Origin of the sequence: Microbacterium sp. NPDC057944 (genome assembly GCF_042887445.1) — a bacterium.
GTDB classification, from domain to species: domain Bacteria; phylum Actinomycetota; class Actinomycetes; order Actinomycetales; family Microbacteriaceae; genus Microbacterium; species Microbacterium natoriense.
Genome location: NZ_JBHVPJ010000001.1, coordinates 571,703 through 587,986, shown reverse-complemented (window position 1 = coordinate 587,986; position 16,284 = coordinate 571,703). Strand labels below are relative to the sequence as shown.

At 70.1% G+C, this 16,284-nt stretch carries 13 protein-coding genes; 10 read left to right on the top strand and 3 right to left on the bottom strand.

Going from position 1 to position 16,284, the window contains the following annotated elements:
* Window positions 1–126 precede the first annotated feature (126 nt).
* The 6 genes from ACFVRO_RS02560 to ACFVRO_RS02535 all read left to right on the top strand — a co-directional run bounded on the left by ACFVRO_RS02560 (window position 127) and on the right by ACFVRO_RS02535 (window position 8,090).
* Complete coding sequence (locus ACFVRO_RS02560; protein ID WP_341940604.1) at window positions 127–1,935, top strand: peptide ABC transporter substrate-binding protein; 1,809 nt, start codon at window positions 127–129, stop codon at window positions 1,933–1,935.
* A 12-nt stretch (window positions 1,936–1,947) separates the two neighbouring features.
* Window positions 1,948–2,967, top strand: coding sequence for an ABC transporter permease (locus ACFVRO_RS02555; protein ID WP_223587301.1), 1,020 nt, complete (start codon window positions 1,948–1,950; stop codon window positions 2,965–2,967).
* Window positions 2,964–3,842 (top strand): ABC transporter permease, encoded by an 879-nt coding sequence (locus ACFVRO_RS02550; protein ID WP_223587300.1) that lies wholly within the window; start codon window positions 2,964–2,966, stop codon window positions 3,840–3,842. Before ACFVRO_RS02555 ends, ACFVRO_RS02550 begins: the two co-directional genes overlap by 4 nt.
* Entirely contained in the window at window positions 3,839–5,506 is a 1,668-nt protein-coding gene (locus tag ACFVRO_RS02545) for an ABC transporter ATP-binding protein (RefSeq protein ID WP_386948906.1), read from the top strand. Before ACFVRO_RS02550 ends, ACFVRO_RS02545 begins: the two co-directional genes overlap by 4 nt.
* 38 nt (window positions 5,507–5,544) lie before the next feature.
* Window positions 5,545–6,462: an ROK family protein gene (locus ACFVRO_RS02540; RefSeq protein ID WP_386948903.1), complete on the top strand. Its 918-nt coding sequence runs from the start codon at window positions 5,545–5,547 to the stop codon at window positions 6,460–6,462.
* Window positions 6,463–6,572: 110 nt separating this feature from the next.
* Window positions 6,573–8,090: an SDR family NAD(P)-dependent oxidoreductase gene (locus ACFVRO_RS02535; RefSeq protein WP_386948900.1), complete on the top strand. Its 1,518-nt coding sequence runs from the start codon at window positions 6,573–6,575 to the stop codon at window positions 8,088–8,090.
* Window positions 8,091–8,100: 10 nt separating this feature from the next.
* Here ACFVRO_RS02535 and ACFVRO_RS02530 read toward each other — a convergent pair whose 3' ends face one another.
* Window positions 8,101–9,201, bottom strand: a complete 1,101-nt coding sequence (locus tag ACFVRO_RS02530; RefSeq protein WP_386948898.1) for a sensor histidine kinase — start codon at window positions 9,199–9,201, stop codon at window positions 8,101–8,103.
* A gap of 10 nt (window positions 9,202–9,211) precedes the next feature.
* Entirely contained in the window at window positions 9,212–9,883 is a 672-nt protein-coding gene (locus ACFVRO_RS02525) for a response regulator transcription factor (protein WP_105673140.1), read from the bottom strand.
* Window positions 9,884–9,970: 87 nt separating this feature from the next.
* Here ACFVRO_RS02525 and ACFVRO_RS02520 point away from each other — a divergent pair, with 87 nt between their 5' ends.
* Genes ACFVRO_RS02520 through ACFVRO_RS02505 form a run of 4 tightly spaced genes read left to right on the top strand, consistent with a single transcriptional unit; the run spans window position 9,971 to window position 13,746 of the window.
* Complete coding sequence (locus tag ACFVRO_RS02520; protein WP_386948895.1) at window positions 9,971–10,597, top strand: M15 family metallopeptidase; 627 nt, start codon at window positions 9,971–9,973, stop codon at window positions 10,595–10,597.
* Window positions 10,594–11,709, top strand: coding sequence for an alanine racemase (gene alr / locus ACFVRO_RS02515; protein WP_386948892.1), 1,116 nt, complete (start codon window positions 10,594–10,596; stop codon window positions 11,707–11,709). The genes ACFVRO_RS02520 and alr overlap by 4 nt, the downstream gene beginning before the upstream one ends.
* Window positions 11,706–12,698 (top strand): D-alanine--D-alanine ligase, encoded by a 993-nt coding sequence (locus ACFVRO_RS02510; RefSeq protein WP_386948889.1) that lies wholly within the window; start codon window positions 11,706–11,708, stop codon window positions 12,696–12,698. The genes alr and ACFVRO_RS02510 overlap by 4 nt, the downstream gene beginning before the upstream one ends.
* Window positions 12,685–13,746, top strand: a complete 1,062-nt coding sequence (locus tag ACFVRO_RS02505; protein WP_386948886.1) for an acyltransferase family protein — start codon at window positions 12,685–12,687, stop codon at window positions 13,744–13,746. The genes ACFVRO_RS02510 and ACFVRO_RS02505 overlap by 14 nt, the downstream gene beginning before the upstream one ends.
* A 23-nt stretch (window positions 13,747–13,769) precedes the next feature.
* Here the strand turns inward: ACFVRO_RS02505 and ACFVRO_RS02500 are convergent, their stop codons facing one another.
* Window positions 13,770–16,259 (bottom strand): DEAD/DEAH box helicase, encoded by a 2,490-nt coding sequence (locus ACFVRO_RS02500; RefSeq protein ID WP_386948883.1) that lies wholly within the window; start codon window positions 16,257–16,259, stop codon window positions 13,770–13,772.
* Between the last annotated feature and the right edge of the window lie 25 nt (window positions 16,260–16,284).

Below are 16,284 nucleotides of genomic sequence, written 5' to 3'. Positions count from 1 at the left end.
AAGCAAGTTAGTTACTCAAACGTAACAAGATCGACTTTTGTGACTAACTTAGTTCGTGCATGATTCAAAGTGCGTCTTAAATTGGACGAACGCTTCGGTGACGAGGCGGTGAACGAGGAGGTTTACATGCGATCTCAGTCGCTGCGTCGCAGGCTGCTCGCCCCCCTGGGTGCGCTCGCCGTCGCGACGCTCGCCCTGACCGCCTGCCAGGCCGGAGCCACGAGCGACGGCACGGCGAGCGAGAAGGACACGGTCAGCTTCGCGCTCCAGGTGGGAACAGGTCCCAACTGGATCCTGCCGATCTCGTCGCCCGACAAGATGGCCACGCACAACAGCGCCATCAAGGCGACGATGTGGCCGCGTCTGTTCGAGTACAACGGCGTCGACGGTGAGATGGGCTGGGACAAGAAGGCGTCCGCAGCGAAGTCCTACGAGTTCTCGGAGGACCGCAAGACCATCACCATCACGCTGAACGACCTCGACTGGTCGGACGGCACGCCCGTCACCTCGCGCGACGTCGAGTTCTGGTACAATCTCGTGCGCTTCAACGGCGAGAAGACCGGCGGCTACTCGGCCGGCCTGATGCCCGACAACATCGTCGAGTTCACGACCGTCGACGACAAGACGTTCTCGCTGACGATGGACAAGGTGTACAACGAGGAGTTCCTCCTCGGCAACCAGCTCAGCCTCATGTACCCGATGCCCCAGCACGTGTGGGACAAGACGAGCGCAGACGGCGAGATCGGCGATCACGACCGCGACGCCGCGGGCGCGGCCGACGTGCTGGACTACCTCTTCTCCGAGGCGGAGGACATGAAGACCTACGCCTCGAACGACCTGTGGAAGACCGTCGCCGGTCCCTACACGGTGAAGAGCTGGTCGGACTCGGGCCTCGTGGAGCTCACCGCCAACAAGAAGTACACCGGCGAGGACAAGCCGAGCATCGACAACGTCAAGTTCCTGCCGTTCACCTCGGCGGACGCCGAGATGAACGTCGTGCGCTCCGGTGACGTCGACTACGGCTACGTGACCAGCTCGCAGCTCACCAACGAGAAGCAGTTCACCGACCTCGGCTACAGCATCGAGCCGTGGGCCGGCTGGTCGATCACGTACATGCCCTACAACTTCGCCAACCCCGAGAAGGGCTCCTTCTACAAGCAGCTCTACGTGCGCCAGGCGCTGCAGCACGCCGTCGACCAGGAGAGCATCTCCGACGTCGTCTGGCACGGCGCCGCGACGCCCGACTACGGTCCCATCCCGCAGACGGCGGACTCCAACGGACTCTCCGACGTGCAGAAGGACAACCCGTACCCGTTCGACCTGAAGAAGGCCGAGAAGCTGTTCACCGACCACGGCTGGGTCAAGGGATCCGACGGCACCCTCGAGTGCGCCGAGGCGGGCGCGGGCGAGGACCAGTGCGGTGAGGGGATCGCCGCCGGTGCGAAGGCGGAGATCGTCGTCACCACGCAGAACGGCTCGCAGGAGACCGACAACATGATGGCGGAGATCCAGTCCTCGCTCGGCAAGATCGGCGTCAAGATGACGATCGACTCCAAGCCGCTGGACACCGTCCTCACCCAGGCGCAGGAGTGCAAGACCGGCAGCGCGTGCACGTGGGAGCTCGTCTTCTTCGGCACGGCCGGCAGCTGGTACTTCCCGCCCTACGCCACCGGTGAGCGCGTCTTCGCGAAGGACACCAAGTGGAACGCGGGCCAGTACGACAACCCCGAGGCGGAGGAGCTCGTGCAGGCGATGGCCTTCTCGACCGACCCCGAGATCGCGAAGAAGTACTCCGCGTTCCTCGCCACCGACCTCCCGGTCATGTGGATGCCGAACCCGGTCTACCAGGTCTCCGTCGTCCGCGACGGACTCGACATCGCCCACCAGGACCCGGGTGCGTCGTTCCTGCCGCAGCGCTGGTCCTGGGCCAAGTAACGAGTAGGTGACATGAGCGTGGTGGAAGCGGCGCAGAACGCGCAGCAGAAGAAGGAGAGGGCCGGCGGCCCGCGGTTCTGGTGGTACCTGTTGCGACGGGTCGGCCAGGGCGTGATCGTCATCCTCATCGTGACGCTGATCGTGTTCGCGCTGCTCCACCTCGCCATGCCGCAGGGGCCGGCAGCCGGCATCCTGGGCATGCAGGCCTCGCAGGAGCAGATCGATGCGTTCAACAAGGAGAACGGCTTCGATCTGCCCCTGTGGCAGCAGTACCTCAACTTCCTCGGGCAGCTGGTCCAGGGCGACCTCGGCGACTCGTTCAAGCTGAACCGCCCCGTGGCCGACGCCATCGGCCAGCGCCTGCCGAAGACGCTGATCCTCGCGCTGATCTCGATGATCTTCGCCCTGATCATCGCGATCCCGATGGGCATCTTCCAGGCCGTGCGCCGCGGCAAGGCGGCCGACTACGCGCTGACCACCTGGAACTTCATCATCTACTCGACCCCGTCGTTCTTCCTCGGGCTCATCCTGGTGATCGTGTTCGCCCAGTGGCTGCGGCTCGTGCCGGCTCAGGCGCCGCAGGGCGAGACCGTCGGCGAGGTGCTGGCGAATCCGGCGGGTCTCGTGCTGCCGGTGCTGACCGCGGCGCTCGGCATCATCGCGACGTTCTCCCGCTACATGCGCTCCGCGACCATCGACAACCTCTCCGAGGACTACGTCCGCACCGCCAGGGCGAAGGGCACGCCGATCCCCGTGGTGATCACCCGTCACGTGGTGCGCAACTCCCTGACCCCCGTGATCGCCATGCTCGGCTACTACCTTCCGGTCATGTTCGGCGGCATGATCGTCGTCGAATCGCTCTTCAACTACCCCGGCATGGGCCTGCTGTTCTGGACCTCGGCGCAGACCTCCGACTACCCCGTGCTGATCGGCTGCATCCTGGTGATCGCGCTCGCGACGGTCATCGGATCGCTGCTCGCCGACATCATCCAGGCGCTGCTCGATCCGCGCACCCGAGAGGAGCTCTCGTGAGCACGACGACCATCGTGATGCGCACGCTGACCCCGCGCCAGCGCGGCATGCGCCGCTTCCTGCAGAACAAGCTCGCGGTCTTCGGGATCGTGACCATCGCCCTGTTCCTGCTCTTCTGCTTCGTGGGGCCGCTGATCCATCCGACGGATCAGATCCACACCGATCTGCGCAGCACGATGCTGCCGCCTGGCTCGGCCGGGCACCCCCTCGGCACGGACGACGTCGGCTACGACGTGCTCGGTCGCCTCATGGTCGGCGGACAGATCTCGATCCTCATCGGGCTCGCGGCCGGGGTCCTCGCGACCGTGATCGGCACCCTCTGGGGAGCGATCGCCGGGTACGTGGGCGGCGCGGTGGACACCGTGATGATGCGCGTCGTCGACGCGGGCATCGCGATCCCTGCGACCTTCCTGCTGCTGATCCTCTCCGCGATCCTGCGTCCGAGCGTCCCGCTGATGATCTGCGTCATCGGGCTGGTGTCCTGGCTCGTCCCCGCGCGTCTGGTGCGCGCCGAATCGATCTCGCTGAAGTCGCGAGAGTACGTGCTGGCGCTGCGGGCCATGGGCGGCACCCACTCCCGCGCGGTGCTGAAGCACATCGTCCCGAACACGGTCGGCACGATCGTCGTGAACGCGACGTTCCAGGTCGCCGACGCCATCCTGCTCGTCGCCTACATCTCGTTCCTCGGCATGGGGCTGCAGAAGCCGGCCACCGACTGGGGCGCCATGCTCACGAGCGGCATCACGTACACGTACGCGGGTGCCTGGTGGCTGATCTTCCCCGCAGGCTTCTGCATCGTGCTCACGGTCTGCGCGTTCAACAGCATCGGAGACGGACTCCGTGACTTCTTCGACGTGAAGGGGCGTGCCGCATGAGCGACGCACTGCTGCAGATCTCCGATCTGAAGGTCACGTTCCGCACCGAGGACGGCGCCGTGGATGCCGTGAAGGGCATCGACCTCGAGGTGCGCCCCGGTGAGGTGCTCGCGCTGGTCGGCGAGTCCGGCTCGGGCAAGTCCGTCACGGCGATGGCCATCCTCAAGCTGCTGCCGCGCACGGCCGCCGTCACCGGCTCGATCCGGCTCGCCGGACGAGAGCTCCTTCCGCTCAGGGAAGCGGAGATGAACGGCATCCGCGGCGCCGAGATCTCGATGGTGTTCCAGGAGCCGATGACCGCGCTCAACCCGAGCATGCGCATCGGCGATCAGATCACCGAAGCGATCCTCAACCACGGCGGCGTGTCGAAGGCCGACGCGTGGGAGCGCGCGGTCGAGATGCTCGGACGCGTCGGCATCCCCGATCCGTCTCGGCGGGCGAAGAGCTATCCGCACGAGCTGTCCGGCGGTCAGCGTCAGCGCGTCGTCATCGCCATCGCCCTCTCGTGCGAGCCGCAGCTGATCATCGCCGACGAGCCGACGACCGCGCTCGACGTGACGGTGCAGGCGGAGATCCTCGATCTCATCCGCCGCCTCGCGGCCGAATCGGGTACCGCGTTCCTCCTCGTCACGCACAACATGGGCGTCGTGGCGGACATCGCCGACCGGGTCGCCGTGATGTTCCGCGGCACGATGGTCGAGGTCGGCGACACGCGCACCGTGCTCACCGCGCCCCGAGAGGACTACACGAAGAAGCTCCTCAGCGCCGTGCCCTCGCTGCCCGACGCCGCGAGCGTCGTGGAGCGGGAGCCCGAGCGCGAGCTCGTCGACGCCGTGCTCGAACTGGATGCCGCCAGCGTGACCTACCGTCGCGGCGGACGGCCCTTCCTCGCGCTCGACGGCGTGAGCCTGAGCATCGCCCCCGGTGAGATCGTCGGTCTCGTCGGAGAATCGGGCTCGGGCAAGTCGACGCTCGGCCGCGCCGCCCTCGGGCTGCTGCCGCTGTCGAGCGGCGGGATGACGCTGTTCGGCGAGAAGGTCGGCCGCGGCGGCGTCTCCGGGCGGCGTGAGCGCGAGCTGCGCGGCAGGGTCGGAGCGATCTTCCAGGACCCGGGGTCGAGCCTCGACCCGCGCATGACGGTGGGAGAGGCGATCTCCGAGCCGATGCTCGTGCAGCGGCGGAAGATGCCGACGACCGCCGCGCAGCGCCGCACCCGCGTGGCCGAGCTGCTCGACGCCGTCGAACTCCCCGCGAACTACGCGACCAGGTACCCGCACGAGCTCTCGGGCGGACAGCGTCAGCGCATCGGCCTCGCCCGCGCCATCGCCCTGGAGCCGGAGCTCATCATCGCCGACGAGCCGACCTCGGCCCTCGACGTCTCGGTGCAGGCCGCGGTGCTCGAGGTGCTGCGCGACCTGCAGGAGAAGATGCACTTCGCCTGCCTCTTCATCAGCCACGACCTCGCGGTCGTGCACGAGATCTCCGACCGGGTGGCCGTGATGCTGAAGGGCGAGATCGTCGAGACCGGTTCGGCTGACGACGTGCTCCTGGCTCCGCAGCATCCCTACAGCCGTCGCCTCCTGGCCTCGGTCCCCGTGCCCGATCCGGACAAGCAGGCGCTGCGACGGGAGGCCCGAGCGGCCGCCCGGGTGACCGCCCCGTGACGGCGCTCGCCTCCGACGCGCACAGGAGCAGGGGCAGGATGAGTGACCGCGGCACCGCGGTCGTGCTGGGGCTCGACGTCGGCGGGTCCAGCGTCAAGCACCTCCTCGCCAGCGCCGACGCGTCGATGTCGCAGCCGCCGACGCCGCTCGCGCGCGGCAGGAACGCGACGCCCACCTCCGCGCCGGCCGAGGCACTGGCGGCCATCGCGGAGACGGTGACGGGCGAGCACTCCCTGGCCCGCCTCGTGCTCTCGATCCCCGGCATCGTGGACGAGGAGAACGGCGTCGTCATCCGGTCGACCAACATCCCCGCGCTCGACGGAGCCCCCCTCGGACGCCAGCTCGAGTCCGCGCTCGGCGTGCCGGTCGACGTGATCAACGACGGGCACGCGGCGGCGGTCGCCGAGGCCTCGTGGGGTGCGGGCGCCGGCATCGATGACATCTTCGTGCTGGCCCTCGGCACCGGGATCGCCGGCGCGCATGTGGTCGACGGGCGGGTCGTCACGGGTGCCCACGGATCGGCGGGGGAGCTCGGACACGTCACGATCGACCCGATGGGCGGCGAGTGCTCGTGCGGTCGCCGCGGGTGCCTGGAGACCATCATCGGAGCCCCCGCGCTCGATGCGGCGTGGGCGGATGCCGGTGGCCGCGGTGGACCGGAGGCGCTGCTCGACGCGTTCGCGGCGGGCGACGGCGCGGCGACCGCGATCGTGCGCCGTGCCTCGTCGGCTCTGGCCGAAGCCATCCTCACGCTCTGCGCGGTCGTGGACCCCGGGGGCATCGTGATCGGCGGCGGGCTCGCCCAGGCGCCGCATCATCTGGTGACGCTCGCCGAGCGCTACGTGCGGGAGCGGGCGACGTTCCATCGTGTTCCGCCCATCGTCCCGGCGACGCTCGGCGGATGGGCGGGCGCCAACGGCACCGTGCTCACCGCGCTCCGCCGCCAGCACGCCTGACGCGTCGCGGCGCTCCCGTCGCAAGAACTCCCGGTATTCGGAGCGGATACCGGGATCATTCGCGACGGGAGCGGATGCCGCCCCCAGGACACTCGCGTAAAATCAGCACAATGACCGATGCCCCCGACCCCGCTGACCTCCTCGGACCGGGCGTCGACCCCGACGATCTCGCGACCACGCTGCGAGTGCTGTCCGAGCTGCACGAGATCGACAACGAGCATCCGGACTTCGTGGCCGTGCGCCACGCGACCGCCGCGATGTTCAAGGCCGTCAAGCGCGTGCGTCGCAAGGAGATCCGCGACGCGATCGCCGAGGCCGACAAGGCCGTCGTCGCTCGCACCGCGACGGGCGCCCCCGACCGCATCGACGACGAGACCCGCGGCAACGACCTCGCGACGAGCGTGGTCGACGCCCCGATCGCCGGCGAGCTCATCAAGCCGCGCAACTGCTACATCTGCAAGCAGCCGTACACGCTCGTCGACGCGTTCTACCACCAGCTCTGCCCCGACTGCGCACGGTTCAGTCACGGAAAGCGCAACGCCCGCACCGACCTCACCGGCAAGCGCGCGCTGCTCACCGGAGGCCGCGCGAAGATCGGCATGCACATCGCGCTGCGGCTGCTCCGCGACGGCGCGCACACCACGATCACGACGCGCTTCCCGCGGGATGCCGTCCGCCGCTTCTCGGCCCTCGAGGACTCGGCCGACTGGCTGCACCGGTTGCGCGTCGTCGGCATCGACCTGCGCGACCCCGCCCAGGTGATCGGCCTCGCCGACTCGGTCGCCGCCCAGGGCCCGCTCGACATCCTCATCAACAACGCCGCGCAGACCGTGCGGCGCTCGCCCGGCGCGTACTCGCTGCTGGCGGATGCCGAGCTGCAGCCGCTGCCCGACGGACCGCTGCCCGAGATGGAGACGTTCGGGCACACCGCCGACCCGCACCCGCAGGCGCTGCAGGCCTCGGTCGACGCGCATCCGCTGCTCTCCGTCGCCGCCCTCGGCGGCACGGTCGCCGAGCAGGGCGGCCAGGCGCTCACCGCCGAGGACCTCGCCCGCCTCGCGATGGCGCCCGGGTCGTCGTCGCTCGAGAAGCACGCCGACGGCACCGCGATCGACGCCGGCGGCCTCGTGCCCGACGTGAACCGCGTCAACAGCTGGGTGCAGTCGATCGACCAGGTCGACCCGCTCGAGATGCTCGAGGTGCAGCTCGCGAACACGACCGCGCCGTTCCTGCTGATCAGTCGCCTGCGCGCCTCGATGGCGGCATCCGATTCGCACCGCAAGTACGTGGTCAACGTCTCGGCGATGGAGGGGCAGTTCTCCCGCCGTTATAAGGGCCCCGGTCACCCGCACACGAACATGGCGAAGGCCGCGCTGAACATGCTGACCCGCACCAGCGCCGGAGAGATGCTGGAGACCGACGGCATCCTGATGACCGCCGTCGACACCGGCTGGATCACCGACGAGCGCCCGCACTTCACGAAGGTGCGCCTGGCGGAGGAGGGCTTCCACGCCCCGCTCGACCTCGTCGACGGCGCCGCCCGCGTGTACGACCCGATCGTGCGCGGCGAGGCCGGCGAAGACGTGCACGGCGTGTTCCTGAAGGACTACGAGCCCAGCCCCTGGTGACCCCGCGCGCTTACGCGACCGGGTGCCCCTGCAGCGGGTAGGGGAGCGGATGCGGCAGCCACACCGTCACGTTCAGGCCGCCGCCGGGGCGTGCGGTCAGGACGAGGGAGCCGTCGTGGGCCTGCGCGATGCGCTGCACGATCGCGAGCCCCAGGCCGACGCCCACGTGGTCGGCGTCGCGGGCGCGCTCGGCTCCGCGCTGGAACGGCTCGGCGAGAGCCGCGACGACGTGCGGGGGCAGGTGGGGGCCGGTGTTCTCCACCACCAGGGCCAGGGCCCGCTCCTGCGCGTGCGTGCGCACCGTGACGGCGCCGTCGTCGGGGAGGTTGTGCACGATCGCGTTGTGCACGAGGTTCATGATCAGCTGCTGCAGCAGCGCGGGGTTGCCGAGCACGATCGCCGCATCGCCCGCGACGTCGACGGCGACGCCGCGCTTCTCGGCCAGGGGCAGCAGCGACTCGGCGGCCTCCTCGGCGAGCAGCGACAGGTCGACGATCTCGCGGGTGAACGCCCGACGATCGGCGCGGCTGAGCAGCAGCAGAGCCTCGGTGACCTCGATGGCCCTGACGTTGACCTCCTGCAGGCGGTCGATCAGCTCGTCCACGTCGCGGTCGGGATCGGCGCGGGCCACGTCGAGCATGGTCTGCGAGATCGCCAGGGGGGTGCGCAGCTCGTGCGAGGCGTTCGCGGCGAAGCGCTGCTGCTCGGCCATGTTCTGCTCGAGCCGGTCGAGCATCGAGTCGAACACGTCGGCGAGGTCGCGGAACTCGTCGCGCGGTCCTTCCAGCGCCACGCGGTGCGACAGGGATCCCTGCGCGGCGAGCTGCGCCGCGTAGCCGATGCGGTTCAGCGGAGCCAGCATCCGCCCTGCCAGCCACCAGCCGCCCGCCCAGCCGATGGCGAGCAGCACGATCATGACCAGGATCGCGACCGGGACGAACGCCCGCATCAGGTCGGAGCGGTTGGGGATGAACATGCCCTCCAGAGCCTGAGGGATCTGCACGTCGGGCACGTAGCGGAGCAGGAACAGCCCCACGGCGGCGAGCAGCAGGAGTCCCGAGACCACGACGATCCCCGCGTAGCTCAGCGTGAGCTTCATGCGGGCCGTCATCCCGCGGCGCCTAGGCATCGGCATCCGTCCCGATGCGGTACCCGACCCCGGGCACGGTGAGGATCAGCCAGGGCTCGCCCAGGCGCTTGCGCAGCGACGAGACGGTGATCCGCACGGCGTTCGTGAACGGGTCGGCGTTCTCATCCCACGCGCGCTCCAGCAGCTCCTCGGCGCTGACGACCCCGCCGTTCGCGCCGACCAGCACCTCCAGCACGGCGAACTGCTTGCGTGTGAGGGCGACGTAGCGTCCGTCGCGGAACACCTCGCGGCGGAAAGGGTCGAGCCGCAGCCCCGCGACCTCGAGCACGGGCGGACGGTTGTGCTGGCGACGCCGGTCGAGGGCGCGCAGCCTCAGCACGAGCTCCCGCAGCTCGAACGGCTTGGTGAGGTAGTCGTCGGCGCCGATCTCGAAGCCGGAGGCCTTGTCGTCGAGGCGGTCGGCGGCGGTCAGCATCAGGATTGGGATGCCGCTGCCCGAGGCCACGATCCACCGGGCGACGTCGTCGCCGGAGGGGCCGGGGATGTCGCGGTCGAGCACGGCGAGGTCGTAGGAGTTGACGGCGAGGAGCTCGAGCGCGGTGTCGCCGTCTCCGGCGATGTCGGAGGCGATGGCCTCCAGGCGCAGTCCATCGCGAACCGCCTCGGCGAGGTAGGGCTCGTCCTCGACGATCAGCACGCGCATGGCTGAGAGCTTACGCAACCGGGCATATCGGGAGCATATGGAAAACCGCATACGCCGTGGCAACAGGCTCCCTTCTTCACTGGAATCATGAACGACAGCCGCTCCCTCAGACAGCGACGCCTCACCACAGTGCTCGGCCTCGCGCTCCTCGCCGCCCTGGTCGCCGGATTCATCGCCGTGATCGCCCAGCAGGCGTCCGCCCCCGCATCCGCCACCATCGATGCCCCAGGAGGCGCGGCGGCCACCGACGGAACCGTCGACGAACAGGACGGCAAGATCGAGGAGGCCGACCGGATCTCGGTGTTCGCCGACACCCCCGCGGTGTCGAACCTCGACGCCGACCTGCTCGCCGCAGTGCGGTCGGCCGCCACCGCCGCCGAGGAGGACGGCATCCGTCTGCACGTCAACAGCGGCTGGCGCTCCCCGGCCTACCAGGACGAGCTGCTCGCCGACGCCGTCGCGAAGTACGGCTCGGCGGAGGAGGCCGCGCGCTGGGTGGCGACGCCCGAGCGGTCGGAGCACGTCTCCGGCAAGGCGATCGACCTCGGCCCCGTCGCCGGTCAGGACTGGCTCTCGCGCCACGGTGCGGAGTTCGGCCTGTGCCAGATCTACGGCAACGAGCCGTGGCACTTCGAGCTGCGTCCGTCGGCTCCGGCCAACGACTGCCCGCTCATGTACGACGACCCCACCGCCGATCCGAGGACCCAGCGATGACCATGACGCTCACCACCCCCCTGTCGCGTCTGCACGCGCCGACGCTCACCACCCTTCCCGCCGCGGTCGCGGCCAACGTCGACCGCGTGCGCGCGGCGACCGACGCCAGGATCATGGCCGTCGTGAAAGCCGACGGCTACGGGCACGGCGCGGTCGCCGTCGCCAGGGCGGCCGTCGACGCCGGCGCCGACTGGCTGGGGGTGACGGATGCCGCAGACGCGACCGCGCTCCGCGACGCGGGACTCGAGGTGCCGATCCTGGCGTGGCTGAACCCGTCCGGCGTCGATGCGGCGCAGGCCGCCGCCGATCGGGTCGACATCGCCGTGGGCTCCGTCGAGGAGCTGCGGCAGCTGGCCGGGGATGCCGAGGAGCCCGTGCGCGTGCACCTCCACCTCGACACCGGCATGTCGCGCGGCGGGTGCCCGGTCGAGGACTGGGCGGAGCTGCTGCGCGTCGCGCGGGCCGCCGCCGGCCGCATCGAGATCGTCGGGGTGATGGGGCATCTGCCCCTGGCCGACGACGCGGATCCGCGGGCGAACGCCGCCGCGGTGCTGCGGATGCGGCACGGACGCGACACCGTGCTGCGTGCGGGCTTCGGACCGCTGGTCACGCACCTCGCCGCGACCTCGGGCGCGCTCACCGACCCCGCCACGCACTTCGACCTGGTGCGGGTGGGCGCCGGCCTCGTCGGCATCGACCCGTCGGGCACCGTGGAGCTGCACGGGGCGTCGCGGCTGACGGCATCCGTCGTGCACTCGGCGCTCGTGCGCGCCGGTACGGCGATCGGCTACGGAGGGACGTACGTCACCCCGGCGGAGACGCACCTCAGCGTGATCGGCGTCGGGTACGCCGACGGGATCCCGCGCGAGCTGACGGAGGGGGCGGGTGTCGAGATCGGGGGGTCTCGGCATCCGATCGTGGGGAGGGTGTCGATGGACCAGATCGTCGTCGACACGGGGGGCAGGGAGTTCCCCAGGGGGGAGACGGCGACCGTGTTCGGACCGGAGGGCGGGGCCGTGCCCAGCGTGCAGGAGTGGGCGCGCTGGGCGGGGACCATCCCGCACACGATCGTGACGGGCATCGGCCCGCGAGTGGAGAGGAGCAGGGCATGAGGGTACTGGTCATCGGCGGAGGACAGAACTCCGAGCACGAGGTGTCGCTCGCCTCGGCGGCCGCGGTCGCCACGGCGCTGCGGTCGATCGGCCACGAGGTGCGCACGGTCACGATCTCGCGGGACGGGGTGTGGGATGCCGCGCCCGTCGCCACCCCCGCCGAGTCGCTCGCCGCGGCCATGCCCGCGCTCGCCTGGGCCGACGTCGTGTTCCCCGCCGTGCACGGTGCTCTCGGCGAGGACGGAGCGCTCGCGGCCCTGTGTGCGCTCGCCGGAGTCGCCGTCGTCGGCTCCGACCTGCGCGCGGGGGCGATCGGCATGGACAAGTGGGCGACCAAGCTCGTGGCGGAGGCGGCGGGTATAGCGACCGCACCGGGGTTCGTGATCTCGGCATCCGACCTCGGCGACGTGGAGTACGAGGGACCGGTCGTCGTGAAGCCGGTCTCCGCCGGATCCAGCTACGGCGTGGGGCTCGTGCGCGAGCCCGGCGACCTGCTCGATGCGCTGCGCACCGCGGCGCGGTTCGACAGCAGGATCCTCATCGAGGAGGTCATGCGCGGTCGCGAGATCGACGTGGCCGTGATCCGCGAGGCCGGGGGAGTGCGCTGGGCGGCCCCGCCGCTGGAGATCCACGCCGCCGGGCTCTTCGACACGGCGATGAAGTACGACGGCACCGCGAGGTTCACCGTCCCCGCGGCGCTCACGCCGGCGGAGGCGGGAGCGCTGACGCGCACGGCCGTGGCGATGTTCGACGCGCTCGGCTGCGCCGGGGTGGCCCGCATGGACTTCTTCCTCACGGAGGAAGGGCCCGTGCTCAACGAGGTCAACACGATGCCGGGGCTCACCGCGGCCTCGCAGGTGCCGCGCATGTTCGCGGCGGCGGAGGTGCCGTACCCCGAGCTCATGGACAGACTCGTGCGGGCCGCGGCCGACCGTCGGGCGTCGAGCGAGCGCAGTGCGACGACACGGAGGGACCATGCGCGAGCGTGAGGGGTGGCCCGACGTCGCGAAGGGCGTGTGCATCGTCCTCGTGGTGCTCTGGCACGTGGTCACCAAGCACGCGATCGACGTGCAGGGCGCCGGGCCGGTCACCGATGCCTGGGCCACGCTGAACGCCCAGCTGCTGCCGCTGCGGATGCCGCTGTTCTTCCTCATCTCGGGGATGTTCGCCGGACGCGCCGTCACCGCGCCGAGCGGCGGGAGCTGGCGCATGCGCGCGGGCCGTCTCGCTCTCGTCTACGTCGTCTGGGTCCTCATCCAGACCGCGGTGCTCGCGCTCACCCCCGACTTCGACACGGCTCGGGCGGAGGACGCCGGGGAGCTCCTCGCGCAGCTGACCTTCAGCCCGACCAACCTCTGGTACCTGCTCGCGCTCGCCGTGTATCTGGCCGTGGCGCGGTTCACCAGGCACGTGCCGACGGCGGTGCTGCTGCCGGCGGCCTTCGTGGTGTCGGCGGTGGCGGCATCCGGAGTGCTCCCCGACCTCGGCAACCTGTGGCAGGTCCTGCAGAACCTGTTCTTCTTCCTCGCGGGGCTGCGTCTCCGCGAGCTCGTCGAGCGCTTCGCGGCGACGACGGGCCTGCTCCGAGCCTTCATGCTCGCCGCGGCATACATCGCGGCGGCCGCGGCCGTCGGCGTGCTCGGCATGCGTCAGTGGCCGGGCGTCTGGCCCCTGCTGTCGGTGCTCGCCGTCGCGTTCGGCATCGCGGCGTGCGTGCTCCTCGACCGGCGGGTGGAGGCCGTCGCACGACCGCTGCGCTGGATCGGGCGGCGGACCCTGCCGATCTACGTGATCCACATGATCCCGCTCGCCCTGCTCGACGGAGCGCTGCGGTCGACCGGCATCCGCACCGTCCCGCTGATCGAGGCCGTCGAGCCGCTCGTGCTCGCCGCGGTCGTCATCGCGATCTGCCTCGGTGTGCACGCGCTGCTGATGCGCCTGGGGCTGAGCATCCTCTTCGACCCGCTGCTCCCCCTGACTCGAGCGCGGGAGCGGGCGAGAGCGCTGCCCTCCGGATCTCGGGAGGTGCAGCACTGACCGCACAGCGGTCGGGGTGACGGCTACAGCCGGTCGACCCCGGTCACGGTCACCACGGCGGCGCCCTCCTCGTCGGACGCCGCGAGGTCGACGGTCGCCGAGATGCCCCAGTCGTGGTCGCCCGCTGGATCGTCGAGGATCTGCCGCACGGTCCACTCGGACGCGCCCTCGGTGACGAGGATGAGCGAGGAGCTGCGGGCGTCGGCGCCGGTGAGGATGTCGTCGTGGTCGGCGAAGTAGGCGTCCAGGGCGTCGGACCAGGAGGCTGCGCCGAAGTGCGGGTCGAGCTCGGCGAGGGACTCGACGTCCTCCCTGGCGGCGAGCTGCACGCGGCGGAACAGCTCGTTGCGAACGAGGATGCGGAACGCCCTGACGTTGCTCGTGAGGCGCTTGGGCGCTGGGGGGACCACCGGACCGTCCTCGTGGTCGACGGGGTGACCGTGCACCAGCTCCTCCCACTCGTCGAGGAGGCTCGAGTCGACCTGCCGCACGAGTTCGCCGAGCCACTCGATGAGGTCGCGCAGGTCGTCGTTCTTCAGCTCCTCGGGGATCGTCTGCGACGCCGCGCGGTACGCGTCGGAGAGGTAGCGGAGCACCACGCCCTCCGAGCGGGCGATCTTGTAGTAGGCGACGTATTCCCCGAACGACATGGCGCGCTCGTACATGTCGCGCACGACGGACTTCGGATGCACCTCGAAGTCGCGGATCCACGGCTGCGCCGCGCTGAACGTCTCGAACGCCGCGCTCAGCAGCTCGTCGAGCGGCTTCGGATAGGTGATCTGCTCGAGCAGCTCCATGCGCTCGTCGTACTCGATGCCCTCCCGCTTCATCTCGGCCACCGCCTCGCCGCGGGCGAGGAACTCCTGCTGCCCGAGGATGGCCCTGGGGTCGTCGAGCGTGGACTCCACGATCGAGATCATGTCGAGCGCGAAACCGGCGGAGTCGGGGTCGAGCAGATCGAAGGCGGCGAGGGCGAACGGCGACAGCGGCTGGTTGAGCGCGAAGTTGGGCTGCAGGTCGACGGTGAGGCGGATCTCACCGGCATCCGTCTGCTCGACCACGCCGGATTCGAGCAGGGTCCGGTAGATGCCGAGGGCCCGCAGCGCGAGCTCGCGCTGGCGTCTCCGGGGCTCGTGGTTGTCGTATACCAGTGAGCGCATATTCCCGAAGACGTCTCCGCCGCGGGCGATCACGTTCAGCATCATCGCGCTCGTGATCTGCATGTGCGAGGTGAGCGTCTCTGGGACGGCGTCGATGAGCTTGCGGAACGACGGCTCGCCCCACGACACGAAGCCGTCCGGCGCCTTCTTGCGCACGATCTTGCGCTTCTTCTTCGGGTCGTCGCCCGCCTTCTTGATGGCGGCGGCGTTCTCGCTCTCGTGCTCGGGCGCCTGCGAGACCACGGTGCCCGCGGTGTCGTACCCCGCGCGACCGGCGCGACCGGCGATCTGGTGGAACTCGCGCGCGTTGAGCTGCCGCATCCGGGTGCCGTCGAACTTCGTGAGCGCCGTGAGCAGCACGGTGCGGATCGGCACGTTGATGCCGACGCCGAGGGTGTCAGTGCCGCAGATCACGCGCAGCAGCCCGCGCTGGGCGAGCTGCTCGACGAGCCGGCGGTACTTCGGCAGCATGCCGGCGTGGTGCACGCCGATGCCCGCACGGAGGAACCGGGAGAGCGTCTTGCCGAACGCGGTCGTGAAGCGGAACTCTCCGATCAGCGCAGCGATCTCGTCGCGCTGCTCGCGCGTGGCGACCTTCGTGCTCGACAGCGCCTGCGCGCGCTCCATGGCTGCGGCCTGCGAGAAGTGCACGATGTAGACCGGCGCCTGGCCGGTGCTCAGCAGGTCGTCGATCGTCTCGTGGATCGGCGTCGTCTCGTAGAAGAAGTGCAGGGGCACCGGCCGCTCGACGCCGGTGACGGATGCCGTGTCGCGACCTGTCCGTCGGGAGAGGTCGGCGGCGAGCTCGGTGACGTCGCCCAGCGTCGCCGACATCAGGATGAACTGCGCCTGCGGCAGCTCCAGCAGCGGCACCTGCCAGGCCCAGCCGCGGTCGGGGTCGGCGTAGAAGTGGAACTCGTCCATGACGACCTGTCCCACCTCGGCATCCGTGCCCTGACGCAGGGCCAGGTTCGCGAGGATCTCGGCCGTGCAGCAGATGATCGGGGCATCGGCGTTCACGGAGGAGTCGCCCGTGATCATGCCGACGTTCGCGGCGCCGAAGATGTCGACCAGCGCGAAGAACTTCTCGCTGACCAGAGCCTTGATCGGGGCGGTGTAGTACGTCCTCCGACCGGACACGAGGGCGGCGAAGTGCGCCCCGACCGCGACGAGCGACTTCCCCGTGCCGGTCGGTGTCGAGAGGATCAGGTTGTTCCCGGAGACGATCTCGATGACCGCCTCGTCCTGCGCGGGATACAGGCTGATGCCGGTGGACTCGGCCCACTCGACGAACGCCAGGTACACGGCATCCGCATCGGATCCGTCGGGTACGGCCGTGTGATCGAGGAGCATCCTTCGATCATCCCCTACCGGACGG

Coding starts and splice junctions, on each gene's coding strand:
- ACFVRO_RS02555 (WP_223587301.1), top strand. CDS start 1,948: ATGAGCGTGGTGGAAGCGGCGCAGAACGCGCAGCAGAAGAAGGAGAGG.
- ACFVRO_RS02500 (WP_386948883.1), bottom strand. CDS start 16,259: ATGCTCCTCGATCACACGGCCGTACCCGACGGATCCGATGCGGATGCC.
- ACFVRO_RS02510 (WP_386948889.1), top strand. CDS start 11,706: ATGAGGGTACTGGTCATCGGCGGAGGACAGAACTCCGAGCACGAGGTG.
- ACFVRO_RS02535 (WP_386948900.1), top strand. CDS start 6,573: ATGACCGATGCCCCCGACCCCGCTGACCTCCTCGGACCGGGCGTCGAC.
- ACFVRO_RS02520 (WP_386948895.1), top strand. CDS start 9,971: ATGAACGACAGCCGCTCCCTCAGACAGCGACGCCTCACCACAGTGCTC.
- ACFVRO_RS02525 (WP_105673140.1), bottom strand. CDS start 9,883: ATGCGCGTGCTGATCGTCGAGGACGAGCCCTACCTCGCCGAGGCGGTT.
- alr (WP_386948892.1), top strand. CDS start 10,594: ATGACCATGACGCTCACCACCCCCCTGTCGCGTCTGCACGCGCCGACG.
- ACFVRO_RS02560 (WP_341940604.1), top strand. CDS start 127: ATGCGATCTCAGTCGCTGCGTCGCAGGCTGCTCGCCCCCCTGGGTGCG.
- ACFVRO_RS02540 (WP_386948903.1), top strand. CDS start 5,545: ATGAGTGACCGCGGCACCGCGGTCGTGCTGGGGCTCGACGTCGGCGGG.
- ACFVRO_RS02530 (WP_386948898.1), bottom strand. CDS start 9,201: ATGACGGCCCGCATGAAGCTCACGCTGAGCTACGCGGGGATCGTCGTG.
- ACFVRO_RS02545 (WP_386948906.1), top strand. CDS start 3,839: ATGAGCGACGCACTGCTGCAGATCTCCGATCTGAAGGTCACGTTCCGC.
- ACFVRO_RS02505 (WP_386948886.1), top strand. CDS start 12,685: ATGCGCGAGCGTGAGGGGTGGCCCGACGTCGCGAAGGGCGTGTGCATC.